Here is an 18,495-nt window from a genome sequence, read left to right as displayed (position 1 = left end):
CAACCAGGCCTACGACTGCTGCACTTGACCCCGCTCGAAGTAGGCGACGAGTTCCGGATCGAGGGGCGGCACCTCGCGCGGGGTGCCGCCGTCCCGCAGTGACTCGGTGGCCCCGGACCCCGCGGCCACGGCCATCCGCGCGGCGACGGGCGAGGTGTCGGTGCGCCCGCCGTGCCGTACGAACCGCAGGAACTCGTCGATCAACAGCGGGTCGGCGCCGCCGTGTTCGCCGTCCTGCCCGGTGTCCGGGACCCGGTACTCGGCGTCGGCGTGCTCGCGGTATTCCGAACGGCGGCTGTTCCAGACCTTGACCACCGCGCCGGGCCCGTCGCCGAAGTTCTCCAGTCGGCCCGCGTCGCCGATGACGGTGTAGTTGCGCCAGTAGTCGGGGGTGAAGTGGCACTGCTGGTAGGCGGCCAACACCCCGTTGTCCAGGCGCATGTTGACCAACGACACGTCCTCGACGTCGATGACCGGGTTGAGCGCCCGCTGGGTGTGCGGCGGCCAGTGTCCGTCCTCGGTGTACCAGTCGGCGGTCTTCGGCTCGCCGGGCGCGCGCCGGTGCGGGAGGCCGCCGTAGACCAACAGGTCGCCGAATGCGTGGACTTGGCGGGTGTATCCGCCGGCGAGCCAGTGCACCACGTCGAGGTCGTGCGCCGCCTTCTGCAGCAACAGGCCCGTGCTGTAACGGCGTTCGGCGTGCCAGTCCTTGAAGTACCAGTCACCGCCGTAGCCCACGAAGTGCCGTACCCACACCGTCTTCACGGTGCCGATCGCGCCGCCCTCGACGAGGTCGCGCATCAGGCGGATCACCGGCATGTGGCGCATGTTGTGGCCGACATAGAGGCGGGTGCCGGTCTCCTGGGCCGTACGCAGGACGCGGTCGCAGCGTTCGACGGTGATGTCGAGCGGCTTCTCGACGAGGACGGGCCTGCCCGCGCGCAACGCCTCGCAGGCGAGGTCGGCGTGGGTGTGGTCGGGGGTGAGGACGAGGATCGCGTCGACGTGCGGGGACAGGACAACTTCCCGATGGCCGGCGGATGTTGAGACCCCCGGGAAGTCGCGGGCCGCCTGCTCCCGGGCCGCCGGGTCGGGGTCCGCGAGGGCGGTGACGCGGGAGCCCGCGCCGGGGCGGTGGGCGACCCGGGCGAGGCTGCCGCGCAGGCCGTAGCCGAGGACACCGATACGGAGGTCGGACATGGGTCTCCTTCGTTCGCGGGGACGCCACGGGCGGACGTGCGCCGGGGCCAGAGGGACCGTGCCCCGTCGCCGGGCCGGAGATGTGCCGGGCGGGCCGCGGGCTGTGACGTTTCTGTGAGGGGCGGCGCTGATGGCGATGGGGGGTGCGGGGGATCGCCGAGGGGGGATCACCGAGGAGGACCGCCGTGCCCGTACGGATTCTTCGCGCACTCGGTACGGACGAGGACAGTCCTTGGGCCAGACAGGCGAGCCCCGGCGCGGGCACGCGTACGACGGGGAACTGGGCGCGGCCGTCGCGCGGGCCCAGGAGGGCGACGACGGCGCGTTCGCGGTCGCGTACCGGCTCGTGCAGCCCGGGCTGCTCGGGTATCTCCGCGGGCTCGTCGGCGACGACGCCGAGGACGTGGCGTCCGACGCGTGGCTGGAGATCGCCCGCGACCTGGGCCGGTTCCGCGGCGACGGGGCGGGCTTCCGCGGCTGGACGGCGACCATCGCCCGGCACCGGGCGCTCGACCATCTGCGCAGACAGCGGGTACGTCCGAGACCGGCGGCGCTCGAACAGGACGTACTCGAACTGCCCGGCCCGCACAGCACCCACGACCAGGCGCTGGAGTCCCTCTCCACGGAGTACGCGCTCGGGCTGGTGCGGGGGCTGCCGCGGGACCAGGCCGAGGCCGTGCTGCTGCGGGTGGTCGTGGGGCTCGACGGGCCCGCCGCCGCACGGGTGTTGGGCAAGCGGCCGGGAGCGGTGCGTACGGCCGCCTATCGGGGGTTGAAGCGGCTGGCGCGCGAACTGGGCGTGACGGACGGCGTGAGGGAAAGGGACGGAGACGGACATGGCTGACCACGACACGGGCCCTCCGGGTCCCCCCGGTCCGGCCGGCCTCCCGGGCCTGCTGGGCGCGGCTCTCCGCGAGGGTGACGTGGACGGCGAGGCCGAACGGCGGGCGGTGGCTGCGTTCAGGGCGGCGCGGGACGCGGGGGTCCAGGCGGCGCCGACGCGGAGTCAGGACGACTGGCGGCCGAGGGGCAGTGGCGGCCTGTAAGGGTTCGCGCATCGTCGCAGGCCCGTGAGGGACACCGCGGAGACGGCCGGGGCCGCCACCCCCCACAGGAGAGGCCCCGGCCGTCGCGCTGTACGGGCCGCGCGGCGGCCCGTACTTTTTACAGCGCCGGGAGTGCGTTTTCTGTCACACCGGGGGTCCGAACCAAGTAGTTGCGTCTTGTACGGACATGGACGAGGAACAGTTTCAGGTCGTAACGTGCCTTTCGCGCCGGAGTGCGGACGCGACCAACACCATTCGAGGGACCACGTGCTGGGGGACGACGCGGAGCTGACCGCCGCGGTGCTTGCGGCGCAGGACGGGGACGAGACCGCGTTCCGGACTGTGTACCGCACGGTGCACCCACGGTTGCTCGGATACGTACGGACGCTGGTCGGCGATCCGGACGCCGAGGACGTCGCGTCCGAGGCCTGGCTGCAGATCGCCCGTGACCTGGACCGGTTCAGCGGGGACGCGGACCGGTTCCGCGGCTGGGCCGCCCGGATCGCCCGCAACCGCGCCCTGGACCACATACGGATGCGCGGCCGCCGCCCCGCGATAGGCGGCGACGAGACCGAACTCACCGGCCGCGCCGCCGAGTCCGACACCGCAGGCGAGGCCATCGAGGCCCTGGCCACCGACAACACCCTCTCCCTCATCGCCCAGCTGCCGCAGGACCAGGCCGAGGCCGTCGTCCTCCGCGTGGTGATGGGCCTCGACGCCAAGACCGTCGCGGAGACCCTCGGCAAGCGGCCCGGCGCCGTCCGCACGGCCGCGCACCGCGGGCTGAAACGGCTGGCGGAACTGCTCGGCGGCGACCCGGAATCGGCCGCGGCCCTCGACGCCCTGCCGCCCCAGCGAGACCCGCGCGACCGCGCGGTGACGTCCGCCACTGTGACGCATACGCGCGCGCGGACGCAGAAGGACATGTGATGGCCGACGAGCGCTCTGCTTTTCCGGGGGACACCCCTCGGACCCCCGGCCGATGGCTGGACCGTGAGACCGCCGAACTGCTGCTGCGCGGCGAGTCCCTGGAAGCCGTCGACCCGGCCGCCCGCGCCCAGGCCGAGCGGCTCGCCAGAACCCTCGGCGCGCTGTCCGTGGAACCCTCGCAGACCAAGGTCGAACTCCCGGGCGAGGAGGCCGCGTTGGCCGCCTTCAGGTCGGCGCGCACCGGCAACGATGTCGAGCGGGCCGCCCTCGTCCGGCGCGGCCGCGGGCCGTCCTCCGACGCCGGTCTCGTCCGGCTCGGGCGCCCCGCCACGACCGTCCCGGGCCCGCGCTGGGGAAGACCCGTACGGGTCGCCCTGACCGCCGCGCTCGCCGTCGGCATGCTCGGCGGGGTCGCGGCCGCCGTCGGCACCGGAGCCCTGCCGACGCCGTTCTACGACGACCCGACGCCCGCCTCCTCCATCTCCGCCGCCGTGACACCGTCCGACCGCACGCTCGTCTCGCCCTCGCCGAGCGGCACCGGCGGCCCGGGCACGCCCACGACGGGCGGCGGTTCCGACGACTCCTCCGGCGAGGCCGCCGGCAGCGGCACCGGCCCCACGGCCACGGCCGGTACCGGTGACGGCAAGTCCTTCGGCTCCGGCGGCTGGTGGAAAGGCGTCACCTCGTCCTGCCGTGCCGTGCGCGACGGCAAGCCCCTGGCCCCCGGCCGCAAGCGCACCCTGGAGGGCGCGGCGGGCGGTACCTCCCACGTGTGGACGTACTGCAAGGGCCTCCTCCAGCACACCGGCACCGACACGGACGACAAGAACGCCGGCGGCAAGGGCAACGGCAACAGCGCCGGCAGCGGTAACAGCAACGGGCAGAACGCCGGCGGTCAGGGCGGCGACCAGAACGGTTCGGACGAGCAGACCGGCGGCCAGGGCGGCGGCAACGACGGGCACATAGCCCCGATCGCACCGGGCGGCGGCAGCGGCGGTGGCGGTAACGGCGGCAGCAGCAACGGCGGTTATCAGAACAACGGCGCCGCCACCTCCGGTCCCTCGGTCTTCACCCCGCTCGCCCGGCACCAGCCGTCGCCCGCCCCGGCCCCGTCGCACACCACCGACACCCGGCAGACCCCGTCGCCGAGCCCGACGTACAGCGTGCTCTGAACCGATCGCACGTCGCTGACCTGCGATTTCGTGGCTCGTGGAAATTTCTTCGCGGCGGGTGTGACATTTTCGGCCGTCGTGGCGCAGTACTGAGTGAGCCGACTGGTCATCGGCCATCGCACAGAGCCGGGGTTCCCCCCGTACCTACGGCTCGTGCACCCGGCGCGGGTGGGACACGTTCCCCCGGTCCCGCCCGCGCCTCATACCCCTACTGGTAGACGACGACCTTGTCGCCGGTCCGCACCTGGGCGAAGAGACTCGCGATCGCCGCCTCGTCCCGTACGTTGACGCAGCCGTGCGAGCCGCCCGCGTAACCCCGCATCGAGAAGTCGTACGAGTAGTGCACCGCCTGGCCGCCGCTGAAGAACATCGCGTACGGCATGGGGGAGTGGTAGAGCGTGGACACCCAGTTGCGGGCCTTCCAGTAGACCTGGAACACACCGTCGCGGGTCGGGGTGAGCTCCGCGCCGAACCGTACCGACATCGTCGACACCGTCCGTCCGTCGATCATCCAGCGCAGGGTCCGGCTCGTCTTGTCGATGCACAGCACCCGGCCGGTGAGACAGCGCGGGTCGGGTGCGCCGGCCGGCTGGCCGCCCATCAGGTACAGGTCCCACTTGCCCGGCTCGTGCGTCATCTTCAGCAGCCGCTGCCAGGTGACGGTGTCGGTCCGGCCCGTCTTCGGCAGTCCGCGCTTGCCCTGGAAACCCGCGACGGCCTGCTCGGTGAGGTCGTCGTAGGTCCCGGTCGGCCCGTCGAAGAGCCAGTCGACCTGCCGTAGCCGCGCCTGCAGTTCGCGCACGTCGCCGCCGCTGTCGCCGCGCGACCACAGGACGTTCGCGGCGCGGACGGTGCTCGGGGAGGCGGCGGGCTTGCTGTCGCCGGTGCCGGTGCCGCTGTCCGGAAGCTGGATACGGACGGGCAGATGGTGCCCGCCGTCCGCGTCGGTGCCCTGCACCGTGCAGCCGCACACCGCCGCCAGTGCGGACAGGGCCGCCGCGGCGGCGATCGCTCGCGCCCTACCCGAAGTACGCCTCCCCATACCCGTAGTACGCATCGCGGACCCCCGTCGTCTCACCGGCCTCGTACCCCCGACACGTACCCCCGGACGACAGGCCGCGAACGGCGTCCGGCGCATGCGACACTCGTTCTCATGCTCGGTGTCATAGACCTCCCCACCTACCTGGCCGGCCTCGTCCTGATCGTTCTGCTGCCCGGGCCCAACTCGCTGTACGTCCTCTCGGTCGCCGCCCGGCGCGGGATTCGGGCCGGGTACACGGCCGCCGCCGGTGTCTGGTGCGGGGACACCGTGCTGATGACGCTCTCCGCGGCCGGGGTCGCCTCGCTGTTGGAGGCCAACGCCGTGCTGTTCGGGATCGTGAAGTACGCGGGGGCCGGGTATCTGACCTGGCTGGCGTTCGGGATGCTGCGGGCCGCGTGGGCGATGTGGCGCAGCCGCAAGGAGCGGGCGGCCATGGAGGCGGCGCCCGCCGAGGAGGCGGCCGAGGAGCGGCCCTACCGCCGTGCCTTCGTCGTGAGCCTCTTCAACCCGAAGGCGATCCTGTTCTTCGTCGCCTTCTTCGTGCAGTTCGTCGACCCGGGGTACGCCTACCCCGCCCTGTCGTTCGTCGTGCTCGGCGCCTTCGCGCAGCTGGCGAGCTTCCTCTACCTCAGTGCCCTGATCTTCAGCGGGACCCGGCTGGCGACGGCCTTCCGCCGCCGCAGGCGGCTCGCGGCTGGGGCCACCTCGGCGGCGGGGGCGCTCTTCCTGGGCTTCGCGGTGAAGCTCTCACTGGCCAGTTCCGTGTAACTAGACGCTCAGGCCGAAGCGTTCCGCGTACTCCGCCAGGCCGTCGTCCGTCTCGCCCGCCCAGCCGACGTAGCCGTCGGGGCGGACCAGGAAGAGGCCCGTGCCGTACGTCTCGGCCGCCGGGCCCGCTACGACGCGTACGGCGTCGCCGTCACCGGTCGCCGGTGCCTTCGTGCCCAGTGCGAGCAGGGTCCAGTGCGGGCCCCGGAAGGCGTCGAGGAGGCGGACGCCCGCGACGGTCCGGTTCGGGGCGCGGTCGCCGGCCCGTAGCCCGTCCGAGGCCGCCCGGGTCTCCGCCGTGAGGCTCGACTCCCGGTAGCCGATGCCCAGTTGGCGGGTCGCTTCGCCGCGGCGGGCCTCGCCCCGGTGGACCTTGGTGGACAGGCCGAGCATCTCGGCTGCGTTGGGGCGCCGCTCCTCCTCGTAGGTGTCGAGCAGGCTCGCGGGAGCCTCGCCGCGCAGGACCGCGCCCAGCTTCCAGCCCAGGTTGTAGGCGTCCTGGACGCTGGTGTTGAGGCCCTGGCCGCCGGCCGGCGAGTGGACGTGCGCCGCGTCCCCGGCGAGGAAGACCCGGCCCTGCTGGAAGCTGTCCGCGAGGGCGGCCCGGGGTCGGAAGTCCGAGGCCCAGCGGAGCTCGGTGATGTCCTCGGGGGCGACGTGCGAGCGGGCGGCGACGATCTTCCGTACGCCGTCGAGGGAGAGGTCGGGCGTGCTGTCGTCCAGGAGTTGGGCGACCACCTGGAAGTCCTCGGTCCCGGCCAGCGGGCAGATCGCCAGGAAGCCCTCGTCGCCCCGCGGCGGGAAGATGTGCCAGTTGTCGCGGTCCAGGCCGGTGATGCGGGTGTCCGCCACCAGGATCGGGTTCGGGTCGACGGTCTCGCCGGTCATGCCGATGCCGAGCCCGCGCCGGATCACCGAGCGACCGCCGTCCGCGGCCACCGCGTACCGGGCGCGGACAGGGGCGCCGGACGTGAACTCGACCGTCACACCGTCCTCGTCCTGGGTGAGCCCGGTGACCTCGCGGCCGAAGGACACTCGGCCGCCCAGCTCGTCGAGCCGGGCCCGGAGGATCTCCTGGGTGCGCCACTGCGGCACCATCCACGGGGCGCCGTACGGCGAGTCCTCGTTCGTCTCGGCCGGGTCGAACATCTGCTGCTCGGCGACCCGCTCACCGTCCTGCCAGACCATTCCGACCGGGTAGTCGCCGCCCGCCGCGAGGATCGCGTCCAGGACACCGAGGTCGTCGAAGACCTCCATCGTGCGCGGCTGGATGCCCTTGCCGCGGGAGCCGGGGGACAGGTCCGCGCCGCGCTCCACGACCAACGCGTCCACCCCGCGCCGGGCGAGGTCGACGCCGAGGGCGAGTCCGGTGGGGCCGGCGCCCACGATCAGTACGTCCACGTGATCGGTCATGATCCAGTCTCCTTAACGCTGTTAAGTGCCATCGATTCCGAGGGTGGCCTTAACGGTGTTAAGTTGTCAAGCGTGAGTACGGAACGACGCATCCCCCTCGACCGCAAGCGCGTGGCGGACACGGCCCTGAAGCTGCTGAACGAAGTCGGCCTCGACGGGCTGACCCTGCGCGCCATCGCCAAGGAGCTGGACGTCAAGGCGCCCGCCCTGTACTGGCACTTCAAGGACAAACAGGCGCTGCTCGACGAGATGGCGACGGAGATGTACCGGCGGATGGTCGCCGACGCCCCGCTCGCCCCCGAGGACACCTGGCAGGAGCGGCTGCTGAAGTCCAACCGCGGACTGCGGGACGCGCTGCTCGGCTACCGCGACGGTGCCAAGGTCTTCAGCGGCTCACGTTTCACCGGCACGCTGCACGCCGTGGCGATGGAGAACACCCTGCGCCTGTTCACCGAGGCCGGCTTCACCCTCGCCCAGGCGGTCCGCGCGACCTCGACGTCGTACCTCTTCACGATCGGTTTCGTCAGCGAGGAGCAGGGTGTCCAGCCGCTGCCGGACGAGCGCCGCGAGGGCTACGACGTACACGAACGCGCCCGCCTGATGGCCGACTTCCCTCTGTCGGCCGCGGCGGGCGCGGAGATCTTCGAGGACTACGGCCGGCATTTCGAGGAAGGGCTGGCCGTAGTCGTGGCGGGCGTGGAGGTGTGGTCGGGGGTCAGCTGAGGTCAGTCGTGGGTGCCCCACCAGATGAAGGTGTCGCTGTCGATCCCCGACTGGGGGTAGTCGGTGGCGTAGACCGCGTTCTGGACGGTGCTCGTCCTCAGGTGCTCCTCGAATTCCAGGCCGAGGAGGCCGACGATGAACCCGGTGGCGCCGTTGTACGACCACAACTGGCCGAGGGAGCCGGTGCAGGAGCTCATCCAGACGGCGTTGGTGTCGGTGTTGTTGTCGGTCATCAGGCAGGTGCCGGTCTCGCGGTTTCTGAGTTCCTGGTAGGTGCCGGTACCGACGAAGTCCCACTGCTGACGGTTGCTCCCGACACACGACGTGGCGAACGCCGTGCCGGTGTCACCGGCCGTCAGACACGTGCCGTACCTGGCGTTCTGGAACTGCCAGTACGTCGGCGCCGCCTGCGCGGTCGCCGGGAACATCAGCCCGGCGCTCGCGGCGAGTGCGCCCACGGCGCTGACTGCGGCAAGACGGAGTTTCTTCACTGCAACCTCTTTCGGAGAGTTGGAAGTGGAGCGGTCGTCCTGATCAACAGCCTGCCGGGAAGGGGCAGTTGGGGCGTTGGCGCACAGAGCACACTCATGTGGCAATGCGTCCACGGGAACCGCGGGAGTGCTTGCGGAAGTCGCCCGGCGCCAGCCCGTACGCGGCGCGGAAGGCGCGCGCGAAGTCGGTGGCGCGGGCGAAGCCCCAGCGGGCCGCGACGGCGTGCACGGGGGTGTCGGCCTGGGCCGGGTCGGCGAGGTCGAAGCGGGCCCGCTCCAGGCGCCTGCGGCGGACGAACGCGGCGACGGTCTCGCTCTCGTCCTCGAAGAGCCGGTGCAGATAGCTGAGCGAGATGCCGTGCGCGGCGGCGATGCTCTGCGGGGTCAACTCCGGGTCGTCCAGGCGCTGTTGGATGAACGCCGTGATGCGCGGGGTCAGCGGCGCCCGGGGAGTCAGTGGCGGGCAGGGGGCCGGTTCCGCGGCGCGGGTCAGCAGGGCGGCGACCATGCTGCTCAGGACCGTGCCCAGCCGGGGTCCGTCGGCGGGGCGGTAGGCGCCGGTGTGTTCCGTGACCTGGGTGAGGAAACGGGCGAGCAGGGGTGCCATGAGGTCCCGGCCCGGGATGCGGTGGCCGAGCACCCGGTGGGCGCTGTCCCGGGGCAACGGCAGCAGGGCCTCCGGGATGACGGCGCCGACGGCCCTGATCGGGCCGGTGCGGATCTCGTGCGGGTGTGAGCCGTCGTCGCAGTAGAAGTCGCCCGCGCGCAGACGGGTTTCGCGCCGGCCGCAGGTGATCACCGCCTCCCCCTCAAGGAGGAGCGCGAGGCGAAAGTCCACGCCGGTCCTCTGTCTCGATCGAGGGTGACGTCGTAGTTCCAGCGGCTGGAAGGCCGCCGACCACACCGGCATCGCGCCGAGTCTGACAAGTCGTCCGGTCATGAACTCCCCCTGGGTGTGCGGTCATTCGGTACGGGTCTCGCGGTACTCCCGCGGCGGTACGCCGTAGGCCGTGCGGAACGCCCGGGTGAAGGCCGAGTGGTCCCGGAAGCCCCAGCGGGCGGCGATGCGGTGCACCGGGGTCTCCCGCAGGCGCCGGTCGGCGAGGTCGCGGCGGGCCCGTTCCAGGCGGCCGCGGCGGATCAGCTCGGTGACCGTGGTCTCGCGGGTCCGGAAGAGCCGGTGCAGATAGCTGACGGAGATGTGGTGGGCGGCGGCGACCGTGCGCGGGGTCAGCTCGGGGTCGGCCACGTGCTCCAGGACGTAGGCCTCGATCCGCCCGGCCAGCTCGCAGTCGCGGGGTTCGGGCGGCGGGCCGAGCGTGCCGTCGAGGTGGTGGGTGAGGGTCGCGGCCAGCAGGTCCAGGGCGACCGCGCTCACCCGGGTCTCGTCGGCGGCCGGGTAGGCGCACACCTCGGCGGCCAGGTCGGTGAGGAAGTGGGTGAGCAGTGCGCCCAGTCCTTCCTGGGCGGGTAATCGGGTCCCGAGCAGGCGGTCGGCGCGGCGGGCCGGGAGCGGCAGCAGTGTCCAGGGGACGTGGACCCGCAGAAGGGTGGTCGGCTCCGGGCCCGTGATCCGCAGGCGGAGGGGGCGGGAGCTGTCGTAGAAGGTGAAGTCCTGGCCGCGCAGGAGGGCCTCGTGGCCCGTCTGGGAGACCGTGAGGGTGCCCCGTAGGGGGAAGACCACCGCGCACACGGCGGGGTCGGAGCGGTGGATCAGGCGGGTCGTGCGGCGGAGCACGGACGGGGAGCAGGCCAGCTCCAGGATGTGGACCGGGCCGAGGTCGCGCGCGCGGGCCGTGGCCCGGAACCGTTCCGGTGCCGTGCTCGTCACGCGCATCGGGGGGTCGCGGGTGTGCAGGAAATCGTCGAAGGCGGCCAGTCGTTCGGCCGGTGGCAGGGCTTCGCTCCGGAACACCGTTCTGATCACGCGACCCCCCGGATCGATCAGCCGTTCATTTCGAACGTTGGATCGTCGAGCAGGCGTTCGGGATGTGCCTTTGAGCGGCTATTTGTAAATGGAGGGCGGCCCGTAACTTCACGTTCACCTGTTGGCCCCGGCAGGGTTGATATCCGGGCTCGAACATCTCCTACGGTCACAAGAATCCGCCCCGGAGAGAGCCCAGGTGTACGCGTGACCAACCGCCCCCCAACACTGTCCGTGATCGTCCCTTGCTACAACATCGAGGCCTATGTCCCGGAAACGGTGACCAGCCTGATCAACAATGCGCGGGACGAGTTCGAGTTCCTGTTCGTCGAGGACCGCTCGACCAAGGACAAGACCTATGAGGCTCTCCTGGAGCTGACGAAGCGGCTGCCGAACAGCAGGGTCATCCGGCACGAGAAGAACGGCGGTCTGGCCACCGCCCGCAACACCGGGATCGACGAGGCCGAAGGCCGCTACCTCACGTTCCTCGACGGCGACGACTGGCTCGCGCCCGGCTACCTGGCCGACCTCGTCGACGTCATCGAGCGCTTCGACGTCGACTTCGTGCGCACCGACCACGTCACCGTCACCGGCGTCGAGCGCGCCATCCAGCGCTCCCCGGAGGGTCGCCGGCACACCCCGCTCGACCCGCGCAGCTCGATCCTCCCCGTCGACGACACGACGATGGTCGACTACCCGTACGCCTGGGCCGGCATCTACCACCGCCGCCTCCTCGACCGGGGCCTGCTGCGCTTTCACGACGGCCTGCGCACCGCCGAGGACCGCCCCTGGATCTGGGAACTGCACCGCAAGGCGGAGTCCTACGTCGCCGCCAGCCTGCGCGGGGTCTTCTACCGCCGGGGCCTGGCCGGTTCGCTGACCCAGATCGGCGACGTCCGCCAGCTGGACTTCTTCCGCTCCTTCGACCTGGTCCTCGCCGAACTCGCCGACGACCCCGAAGCTGCGAAACTGAGGAAGAAGGCGCTGCGCAACTACTGCGTCGTCATCGCCCACCAGCTCCTGGACCGGGGCCGCTTCGAGCGCAGCGTGCACGCCAAGCTGCGGCAGATGTCCGCCGAGGCGCTCGGCCGGATGACGGAGACCGAACTCAACGAAGCACTCGTCGGCATGGGCGAGGAACGCGTGCACACGCTGCGGCGCATCCGCGGTGGCATGAAGGGAGTCGCGGCATGAGCGGCACGACACAGATCTTCTTCTCGGCCACGCAGTACGCCGCCGCGACCGTCACCGCCGCGATCCGCGCCGGCTTCTTCGGCCCGCGCACGGCCCACCGCCGCATCCTGGTCGTCAGCAACACGGCCGCCGTGCCCGAGGTCGGCACCCCGCTGGACCGGATGCCCGGCTTCGAGAAGCTGCGCCCCGAGTTCGACGAGGTCCGCTCGTGGAACGAGTTCATCTCCCCCTTCCACCCGGCCGGTTGGTCCCCGCGCGCCCAGGACGCCGCCCTGTGGGAGAAGGCCGTACGGCTGGCCTGGAACCTCGGTGACGAGGACGTGGAGATCGCCTGCGAGTCCATCCAGGCCAACCCGTCCCGCGCGGTCGCCGACATCTTCGCCGACAGCCCGGTGCACGTGTACGCGGACGGCCTGATGAGCTACGGCCCCACCCGCAACCGCATCCCGCACAACCTGAACAGCCGCATCGCGCGCGTGCTGCACCTCGACCTGATACCCGGGCTGCGGCCGATGCTGCTGTCCGAGTACGGGGTCGAGCCGCAGCCCGTCCCGAACGAGGCGATCGTCGACGTCCTCGCCCAGATCGGCGAGGAGGGCGCCGCGATCCTCGCCGACAAGCTGCCCCAGGAGAACCGGCCCACGGCCGTGATGCTCGGCCAGTACCTCTCCGCCATCGACCTGATCACCCAGGACGAGGAGGAGCAGCTGCACGTCCGCATGTTGCGCGCCGCGGCGAAGGCGGGCCACCAGGACGTCCTGTTCAAGCCCCACCCCAGCGCACCCGCCGTCTACAGCACGTCACTTGAGCAGACCGCCGACCAACTCGGCGTCCGCCTCACGGTGTTGCGCGAGCCGGTCCTCGCGGAGACGGTCTTCGCCTACCTCCGCCCGCAGTTGGTCATCGGCTGCTTCTCCACGGCCCTGATGACGGCCGCCGCCCTCTACGACATCCCCGTCGCCCGCGTCGGCACCGGACTGCTCCTCGAACGCATCACGCCGTACGAGAACAGCAACCGCATCCCGCTCACCGTCATCGACGCGATCCTGCCGGACGCCGAGAAGGACAAGGTCGGCCAGCCCCTCGAACTGGGCGCTCTGGCCGAGCAGTTGGCGCCGCTGGTGCGGGCCGTCGGCTACTGCATGCAGGCCCTGAAGCACCACGCGATGCGCGACGAGGTGTCGGCCTGGCTCGCCGTCCACCTCGACGAGTACCCGCAGTACTTCAAGAAGCGCCGCCTGACGAGCCTGCGCCTGCCCGGTGGCAGCGCCGTGCGCGCGGAGTCGCTGCGCAGGAACCCGACCGTACGGCGCGTGGTGCGCCGTATCCGGGCCGCGCAGGCCTGAGACGCACACGGGAAGGGCCCCTCGACCGGCGTCGGTCGAGGGGCCCTTCCCGTTGTTCGGTGCGGCTACTTGCCGAGCCTCGCCGCCAGTTGCTTCGACTGGAGCGACATCGTGCGCTTCAGCCGTGGCCCGAACGGCTTCTCGACGAAGCGGTGCATCAGATACGCCAGGCACAGCAGCCCCGGCACGGTCAGCGCGAGCGTCTCGTACGGGCCGAGGCCGAAGCCCCGGTGCAGGATGCGGATCGCGAACCAGCCCAGGTGCTCGTGGATCAGGTAGAACGGGTACGTCAGCGCGCCGGCCAGCGTCAGCCAGCTCCAGTTCGCCCAGCTCGTCCAGCCCAGCGCCACCGCCGCCACCGCCGCGAAGGCGACGAAGACGATCGCCTGGATGACATGCGGGTTGCGATGGAAGTCGCCGGTCATGCCCGGGTGCCACAGTGCCGTCACCGAGTAGCGCTGACCCAGCAGGAAGGACATCCCCACGATGCCCCACAGAAGCAGGTCGCTGCCGTAGCGGTAGATCAGGTAGAAGGCGAGGCCGCCGATGAAGTACGGCGCGTGGTCGCGCATCACCAGCTCGGTCGTCAGCGGGTTGTCGGCGACCCGGGCGAAGCAGCCGGCCATCGTCCACAGGATGCAGAAGGTCACCACCCGGCGGTAGGTGACGCCCTTCCAGATCACGAACAGCGCGAAGAACAGGTAGAACCGCATCTCCACCCAGAGCGTCCAGTCGACGCCGATGACGCGGGGCACGCCCATCGGCTGCTGGAGCATGGTGAAGTTGACGAGGAACTCGTCCGAGCGCAGCGGCTTGACGACCACCGGCATCAGCACCGACGCGGTGCCCACCAGGATCAGGGCCACCCAGTACGCCGGGTAGAGGCGGGCGATGCGGGAGCGGAAGAACTCGCCCATCGACTTGCCCCAGCTGCTCATGCAGATCACGAAGCCGCTGATGAGGAAGAAGAACTGCACGCCGAGCGAGCCGTAGGTCCCCGCCTCGGACAGGGTCGGGAACATCTTCCCGGGGGACTGGTGCCAGGAGGAGGCCACCTCACCGTTCTTGCCGGTGAAGTGGTACAGGCACACCATCAGCGCGGCCAGCAGCCGCAGTCCGTCCAGGGCGCGCAGCCGGTTCTCCCGGGGCGGGCGGGGCGGGGCGACGGGTGGCTGCTCCGGGTCCTGCCCAGGGTCCTGGCCCCGCAGGGTGGGTGCCAGGGCCTGGTCAACCGCGTTCATCCTGGGCCTTTCTCGCCGACGTCGAATGGCTGTTCCGCAGGGGAACGATGTGACGCTACGAACGTTCGACGGATGAGAGGCAATTCACCGGCGACACACAGGGGTCTCCTACATGTCGCCCGGATGAACAATTTGAATGGACGCTAACGTCCGGACAAAGCACGGGCGCGACGCGCGATGCGCCGGACCGTCTGATTCCGCGGAATGAACGACAGTTGCGCCGGTACGGCTCCGGGCAGCGCCAACGCGGTCAGGCGCCGGCGTTTGAAGTACCGCCAGGTGTGCGGGTTCAGGTGCGCCGAGAGGTAGCGCTCGGCGTCCGCGCGCAGCCGCGGGTAGATCTTGGGCTGCATCGCGAAGCCCACCGCCTTGAGCAGCCCGGCCAGTGCGTCCACGCGCTCCGCCGACGGCATCCGCCAGTCCGTCACCGCCTTCTTGTCGGCGAGGTCGGGCAGCACGTCGTCCACGATGGTCAGCGGCACCCGGTTGCTGTTCTGGTAGGGCGCGAGCCGGGCCAGCAGGGTGTCCGTGCCGACCCGCGCGACCGGGATGTCGTACAGGCCGGCCGCGGTGAACAGCGCGGTGGAGAAGCAGCCGACGACCAGCGCGGGCCGCATCCGCTGGAAGGCGACCTCGGCGAGCACCGGCCGGTCCAGCAGGGTGAGATGAGCACCCAGCTTCTTCGCCTCGTCCTCCAGGAGCCGCGACCAGCGGGAGGGGGCCACCGGGTGCGGCTTGAACACCAGCTCGCGATGACCGAGGGCCACGGCGCCGCGCACCATGCGCAGATGCAGCTCCTCCTCCTGCTGGTCGGTGAGGATGCCGAGCGCGGCGAGGTACTGGCCGAGCAGCAGGGCCGGTTGACCCTTCACGGCGGGCAACTCGCTCTCGGACTCGGCGAGTTCGCCAAGTACCTTGAGGAAGGCCTCCGTTGGCACCAGCTCCGGCGGGACGCCGAACTCGGTGAGCAGCAGCGGGGTGAGGCCCGGGACGAGATCGAGGTGCAGCAGCCGCTCGATGCGGGTGCCGACCAACGGGTCGATCTTGTCGCGCGTGGGGCCGTAACTTATGAGGCCGTCCGCGTAGACGTCGACCGGGGCGCCGGTGAACAGCTGGCACAGCGCGAGCGACGGATTGACCTGGACGGACTCCACGGCGAGCCGGATCTCGTCGTCGCCCAGCTTCCACAGCAGCCGTACGTACCGCTCCCACATCGGGACGTCGTCGCCCCGCGGGCTCCAACCGCTCGGGTGGAAGGGGGAGATGGTCTCGTTCCACGACAGCACGTCGTCGAAGCGGTCCCGGAGCCGGTCGAAGCCCGGCATGGTGTCCACCGACGGGGTGGTCTCCGGGTTCGCCGCGTTGTTGGTGATCAGCAGCAGCCTGCGGTCGGCCTCGCCGAGGAGCCCGGCGTCCAGTGCGGCGGCCAGGGTCGCGGCGCCGTACAGGGTCGACGCGCACAGGATCTGGGTGGTGCGGGGCATCAGGCGGCCACCGTCCGGGCCGAGGTGGGACGGCGGCGCAGGCGCCGCAGCCGGCTCGCGCGCTGGGGGTCCATCGAGTCCATTACCTCCGCCAGAACATCCTGCGGCATGCGCTTCAGCGCGGCAGAACTCAGTGAACGCAGTTTTCGAGCCACGGCGGGTTCGAACCTCTCGATCGATCCGAGATGATGAGCCATGATCGCGCAATAGGTGCGCACCGCTTTGGGCAGCAGTTTATCGGCGTCGCGGTCAGCCGCCGTCTCCTCGATTACCTGGTCGAACGCACGAATGAAATCGAGCTGCCGGACATCCCCGATCTGGGTCAGCGACGAGGCGACCCCGCGCCGGTAGAACACCCCGAGCAGCCCCACCGTGGCGAAGGACTCCGCCTCCCGGTGCAGCTTCCAGATCCACGGCCGGTCCTCGGCCGTGCGCAGCCCGTCGGTGAAGTGCAGCAGGCCCCGGTCGACCAGTCTGCGGTGGTAGATGCCCGCCCAGGCGTAGGCGTAGTCCACGGACGTGGAGCGGTCGGCGGGCAGGATCGCGTCCCGCGGGTTCATCACCACACCCCGCCGGCCCTGCGGCACCCGGGCGATCGAGCGGGCCTTGGCCGTGCACACCACGTGGTCGGTGCGCACGAAGTCGCAGCCGAGTTCCTCGATGGCGGCCAGCAGGCGCGGGAAGTAGTCCGGGGCGAGCCAGTCGTCGCCGTCCAGAAACGTCAGATACTCGCCACGTGCCTTGTCGATGCCGGTGTTGCGGGCGGTCGCCAGCCCTCCGTTCTTCTTGTGTCTGACATGCACGACGCCTGGCAGCTCCCGCTCCGCGCGCGCGAGAATGTCAGGGGTCTCGTCGGTCGAACAGTCGTCGACGAAGATGAATTCGAAGTCCTCCCGTGTGTTCGCACGCAGGCTCTTCAGGGTGTCGGGCGCGTATTGCTGCACGTTGTAGAACGGCACGATGACGGAGAGCTTGACCACCCGCATGACGTTAGAGGGCGCTCCGTCATCGGTCTTTACCATTGGTTTGATGTCGGGTGAACGCCACGTGGCGAACCTGTGAACCAGGAATTTTTACCGCACTACCACGCCCTGATTCGCCATTCAGCGGTGTGCTGTTAACCCTTTGTTGCCTTCGGGTTGGGCCGATCAACGGAATGGCTTCCTAGCGTCTTCGGTGTGCCAGCAAGTGCAACGCAGACCCTGCGAGTAGCCGTCCTCGCGGATTCCGACACCCGGTGGAAATGGGGTTCGCTCACCGCGAACCGCATTGCTCCGCCTAATTCGGACATCTCTTTGGACGGGTACCTCCTGCGGGGTCGTGCCACCCCAACAGCCCGCCAGCTGAAGGAAGTCGGCGTCACCGCCGACTCCCTCCGCGAGGTGACCGCCGTCGAATTCCTGCGCGCCATGGAGAAGGAGTCCTACGACATCCTCGTGCTCTCCCTCGTCGGCGGCGGGGTCCAGGCGATGCTGCACGGTCTGGCCCGCGCCTGGGACGGACGCACCGAGCGCCCCGTGGTCGTCACCGGCTATGTCGGCGTCGTCTACGAGAAGCTCACCGACGGTCTGCTGCTGCGGCACGGCGCGGACCTCGTCCTCGCCAACTCCCGCCAGGACGCGGACCGTTTCAAGGCGGTCTACGACGGGGTCGGCGCCGACTCCTCGGCGGTCACCGAGGTCGCCCTGCCGTTCCTCGGCGGGGACGCCTACCAGGGGGAGCGCGACCCGTACACGGTCGTCTTCGCCGTGCAGCCCTCGGTGCCCGACAACCGCCGGGACCGCGACTACCTGCTCAACAGGGCGATCCAGCACGCCCGTTTCCACCCCAACCGCGAGGTCCTCCTCAAGCTCCGCTCCAAGCCGGGCGAACACACCACGCACATCGAGGAGTTGCCCTACCAGAAGCTGGTCCAGGGCAAGGACCTCCCCGCCAACTTCAGCCTGGTGTACGGGCACATGGGCGACGTGCTCGACCGCACCGACCTCCTGGTGACCATCAGTTCGACGGCCGCCCTGGAGTCCCTGCACCGCCGTATCCCCACCGTCGTGCTGACCGACCTCGGCATCCGCGAAGGACTCGGCAACCACCACTTCGTGGGCTCCGGGTGCCTCGCCTCCTGGGACCAGCTCGACGCCGGGTACAAGCCGGCGCCGGACGCGGAGTGGGTGGCGCGGCAGGGTGTCATGGCTGGGGGTCCCCCCTCTGGGGGAGGATCGTACGAGACGGCCTTCGACGCGGCACGGGAGCGGATCACCAAGCTCCTGGCCGGCGACGAAATGGCCCCCCTGAACCCGTACTACACGCCCGAGACCGCCCCCGGCTATCTGCCCGGCATCCTCGCCCGCCACCACCTCGGCCCCGACGGCACCCCGCTGCCCGGCGCCCCCGCAGCGGACAAGGCGCCGGGCCCCGTCCGGCAGATCGTCCGCCGGGCCGCGCGCGGCGCCTACCGCCACGGCGTGCAGCGCGTGGCGCCCGTCATCCGCCGGATGGGGGAGCTGTGACCGCCGAGTCTTCC

The 18,495-nt window shown here is 70.8% G+C and carries 18 protein-coding genes; 9 read left to right on the top strand and 9 right to left on the bottom strand.

Annotated features, from left to right (window positions below; translation table 11 throughout):
* Positions 1 to 9 precede the first annotated feature (9 nt).
* Positions 10 to 1,200: a Gfo/Idh/MocA family protein gene (locus tag OG504_RS21685; protein WP_405991321.1), complete on the bottom strand. Its 1,191-nt coding sequence runs from the start codon at positions 1,198 to 1,200 to the stop codon at positions 10 to 12.
* Between the two features lie 232 nt (positions 1,201 to 1,432).
* Here OG504_RS21685 and OG504_RS21680 point away from each other — a divergent pair, with 232 nt between their 5' ends.
* From OG504_RS21680 to OG504_RS21665, 4 genes are all read left to right on the top strand, one after another.
* Positions 1,433 to 2,044, top strand: a complete 612-nt coding sequence (locus tag OG504_RS21680; RefSeq protein WP_405991320.1) for an RNA polymerase sigma factor — start codon at positions 1,433 to 1,435, stop codon at positions 2,042 to 2,044.
* A complete protein-coding gene (locus OG504_RS21675) occupies positions 2,037 to 2,246 on the top strand; it encodes a hypothetical protein (RefSeq protein WP_405991319.1) in 210 nt (69 codons plus the stop codon). The genes OG504_RS21680 and OG504_RS21675 overlap by 8 nt, the downstream gene beginning before the upstream one ends.
* A gap of 267 nt (positions 2,247 to 2,513) precedes the next feature.
* Positions 2,514 to 3,176, top strand: a complete 663-nt coding sequence (locus OG504_RS21670; RefSeq protein WP_405991318.1) for an RNA polymerase sigma factor — start codon at positions 2,514 to 2,516, stop codon at positions 3,174 to 3,176.
* On the top strand, positions 3,176 to 4,348 hold the full coding sequence (locus OG504_RS21665; protein ID WP_405991317.1) for a hypothetical protein: 1,173 nt from the start codon (positions 3,176 to 3,178) through the stop codon (positions 4,346 to 4,348). Before OG504_RS21670 ends, OG504_RS21665 begins: the two co-directional genes overlap by 1 nt.
* Before the next feature lie 208 nt (positions 4,349 to 4,556).
* Here OG504_RS21665 and OG504_RS21660 read toward each other — a convergent pair whose 3' ends face one another.
* Complete coding sequence (locus OG504_RS21660) at positions 4,557 to 5,390, bottom strand: L,D-transpeptidase family protein (RefSeq protein ID WP_405991316.1); 834 nt, start codon at positions 5,388 to 5,390, stop codon at positions 4,557 to 4,559.
* 111 nt (positions 5,391 to 5,501) lie between these two features.
* On the opposite strand from OG504_RS21660, the gene leuE reads away from it, so the two are divergent.
* Positions 5,502 to 6,158, top strand: a complete 657-nt coding sequence (gene leuE / locus OG504_RS21655) for a leucine efflux protein LeuE (RefSeq protein ID WP_405991315.1) — start codon at positions 5,502 to 5,504, stop codon at positions 6,156 to 6,158.
* Here leuE and OG504_RS21650 read toward each other — a convergent pair whose 3' ends face one another.
* Positions 6,159 to 7,571: an FAD-dependent oxidoreductase gene (locus OG504_RS21650; RefSeq protein WP_405991314.1), complete on the bottom strand. Its 1,413-nt coding sequence runs from the start codon at positions 7,569 to 7,571 to the stop codon at positions 6,159 to 6,161. It lies immediately after the preceding gene.
* A 72-nt stretch (positions 7,572 to 7,643) separates the two neighbouring features.
* On the opposite strand from OG504_RS21650, the gene OG504_RS21645 reads away from it, so the two are divergent.
* Positions 7,644 to 8,294 (top strand): TetR/AcrR family transcriptional regulator C-terminal domain-containing protein, encoded by a 651-nt coding sequence (locus OG504_RS21645; protein ID WP_405991313.1) that lies wholly within the window; start codon positions 7,644 to 7,646, stop codon positions 8,292 to 8,294.
* Positions 8,295 to 8,296: 2 nt separating this feature from the next.
* Here OG504_RS21645 and OG504_RS21640 read toward each other — a convergent pair whose 3' ends face one another.
* The 3 genes from OG504_RS21640 to OG504_RS21630 form a co-directional block, all read right to left on the bottom strand.
* The gene (locus OG504_RS21640; protein ID WP_405991312.1) at positions 8,297 to 8,785 is read right to left on the bottom strand and encodes an RICIN domain-containing protein; all 489 of its coding nucleotides are present in this window, start codon (positions 8,783 to 8,785) and stop codon (positions 8,297 to 8,299) included.
* 94 nt (positions 8,786 to 8,879) lie between these two features.
* Positions 8,880 to 9,725 carry a helix-turn-helix domain-containing protein gene (locus OG504_RS21635; protein WP_405991311.1) on the bottom strand — a complete coding sequence of 282 codons (846 nt, stop codon included), beginning with the start codon at positions 9,723 to 9,725 and terminating at the stop codon, positions 8,880 to 8,882.
* A 21-nt stretch (positions 9,726 to 9,746) separates the two neighbouring features.
* The gene (locus OG504_RS21630) at positions 9,747 to 10,712 is read right to left on the bottom strand and encodes a helix-turn-helix domain-containing protein (protein ID WP_405991310.1); all 966 of its coding nucleotides are present in this window, start codon (positions 10,710 to 10,712) and stop codon (positions 9,747 to 9,749) included.
* 204 nt (positions 10,713 to 10,916) lie between these two features.
* Between OG504_RS21630 and OG504_RS21625 the strand changes: the two genes are divergently transcribed.
* Together OG504_RS21625 and OG504_RS21620 are read left to right on the top strand one after the other, a co-directional pair.
* Positions 10,917 to 11,903, top strand: a complete 987-nt coding sequence (locus tag OG504_RS21625; RefSeq protein ID WP_405991309.1) for a glycosyltransferase family 2 protein — start codon at positions 10,917 to 10,919, stop codon at positions 11,901 to 11,903.
* Positions 11,900 to 13,249 (top strand): polysialyltransferase family glycosyltransferase, encoded by a 1,350-nt coding sequence (locus OG504_RS21620; RefSeq protein ID WP_405991308.1) that lies wholly within the window; start codon positions 11,900 to 11,902, stop codon positions 13,247 to 13,249. The genes OG504_RS21625 and OG504_RS21620 overlap by 4 nt, the downstream gene beginning before the upstream one ends.
* Before the next feature lie 65 nt (positions 13,250 to 13,314).
* On the opposite strand, the gene OG504_RS21615 is transcribed toward OG504_RS21620, so the two are convergent.
* From OG504_RS21615 to OG504_RS21605, 3 genes are all read right to left on the bottom strand, one after another.
* Positions 13,315 to 14,490, bottom strand: coding sequence for an acyltransferase family protein (locus OG504_RS21615; protein WP_405991307.1), 1,176 nt, complete (start codon positions 14,488 to 14,490; stop codon positions 13,315 to 13,317).
* 143 nt (positions 14,491 to 14,633) lie between these two features.
* Positions 14,634 to 15,974, bottom strand: coding sequence for an alpha-2,8-polysialyltransferase family protein (locus OG504_RS21610; protein WP_405991306.1), 1,341 nt, complete (start codon positions 15,972 to 15,974; stop codon positions 14,634 to 14,636).
* A complete protein-coding gene (locus tag OG504_RS21605) occupies positions 15,974 to 16,954 on the bottom strand; it encodes a glycosyltransferase family 2 protein (RefSeq protein ID WP_398992379.1) in 981 nt (326 codons plus the stop codon). Before OG504_RS21605 ends, OG504_RS21610 begins: the two co-directional genes overlap by 1 nt.
* 198 nt (positions 16,955 to 17,152) lie before the next feature.
* Between OG504_RS21605 and OG504_RS21600 the strand changes: the two genes are divergently transcribed.
* Positions 17,153 to 18,481 (top strand): DUF6716 putative glycosyltransferase, encoded by a 1,329-nt coding sequence (locus tag OG504_RS21600; protein WP_405991305.1) that lies wholly within the window; start codon positions 17,153 to 17,155, stop codon positions 18,479 to 18,481.
* Positions 18,482 to 18,495: the final 14 nt, after the last annotated feature.

Source organism: Streptomyces sp. NBC_00986 (assembly GCF_045162565.1).
Taxonomy (GTDB): domain Bacteria; phylum Actinomycetota; class Actinomycetes; order Streptomycetales; family Streptomycetaceae; genus Streptomyces.
This window is presented reverse-complemented; position numbering and strand designations above follow the sequence as displayed.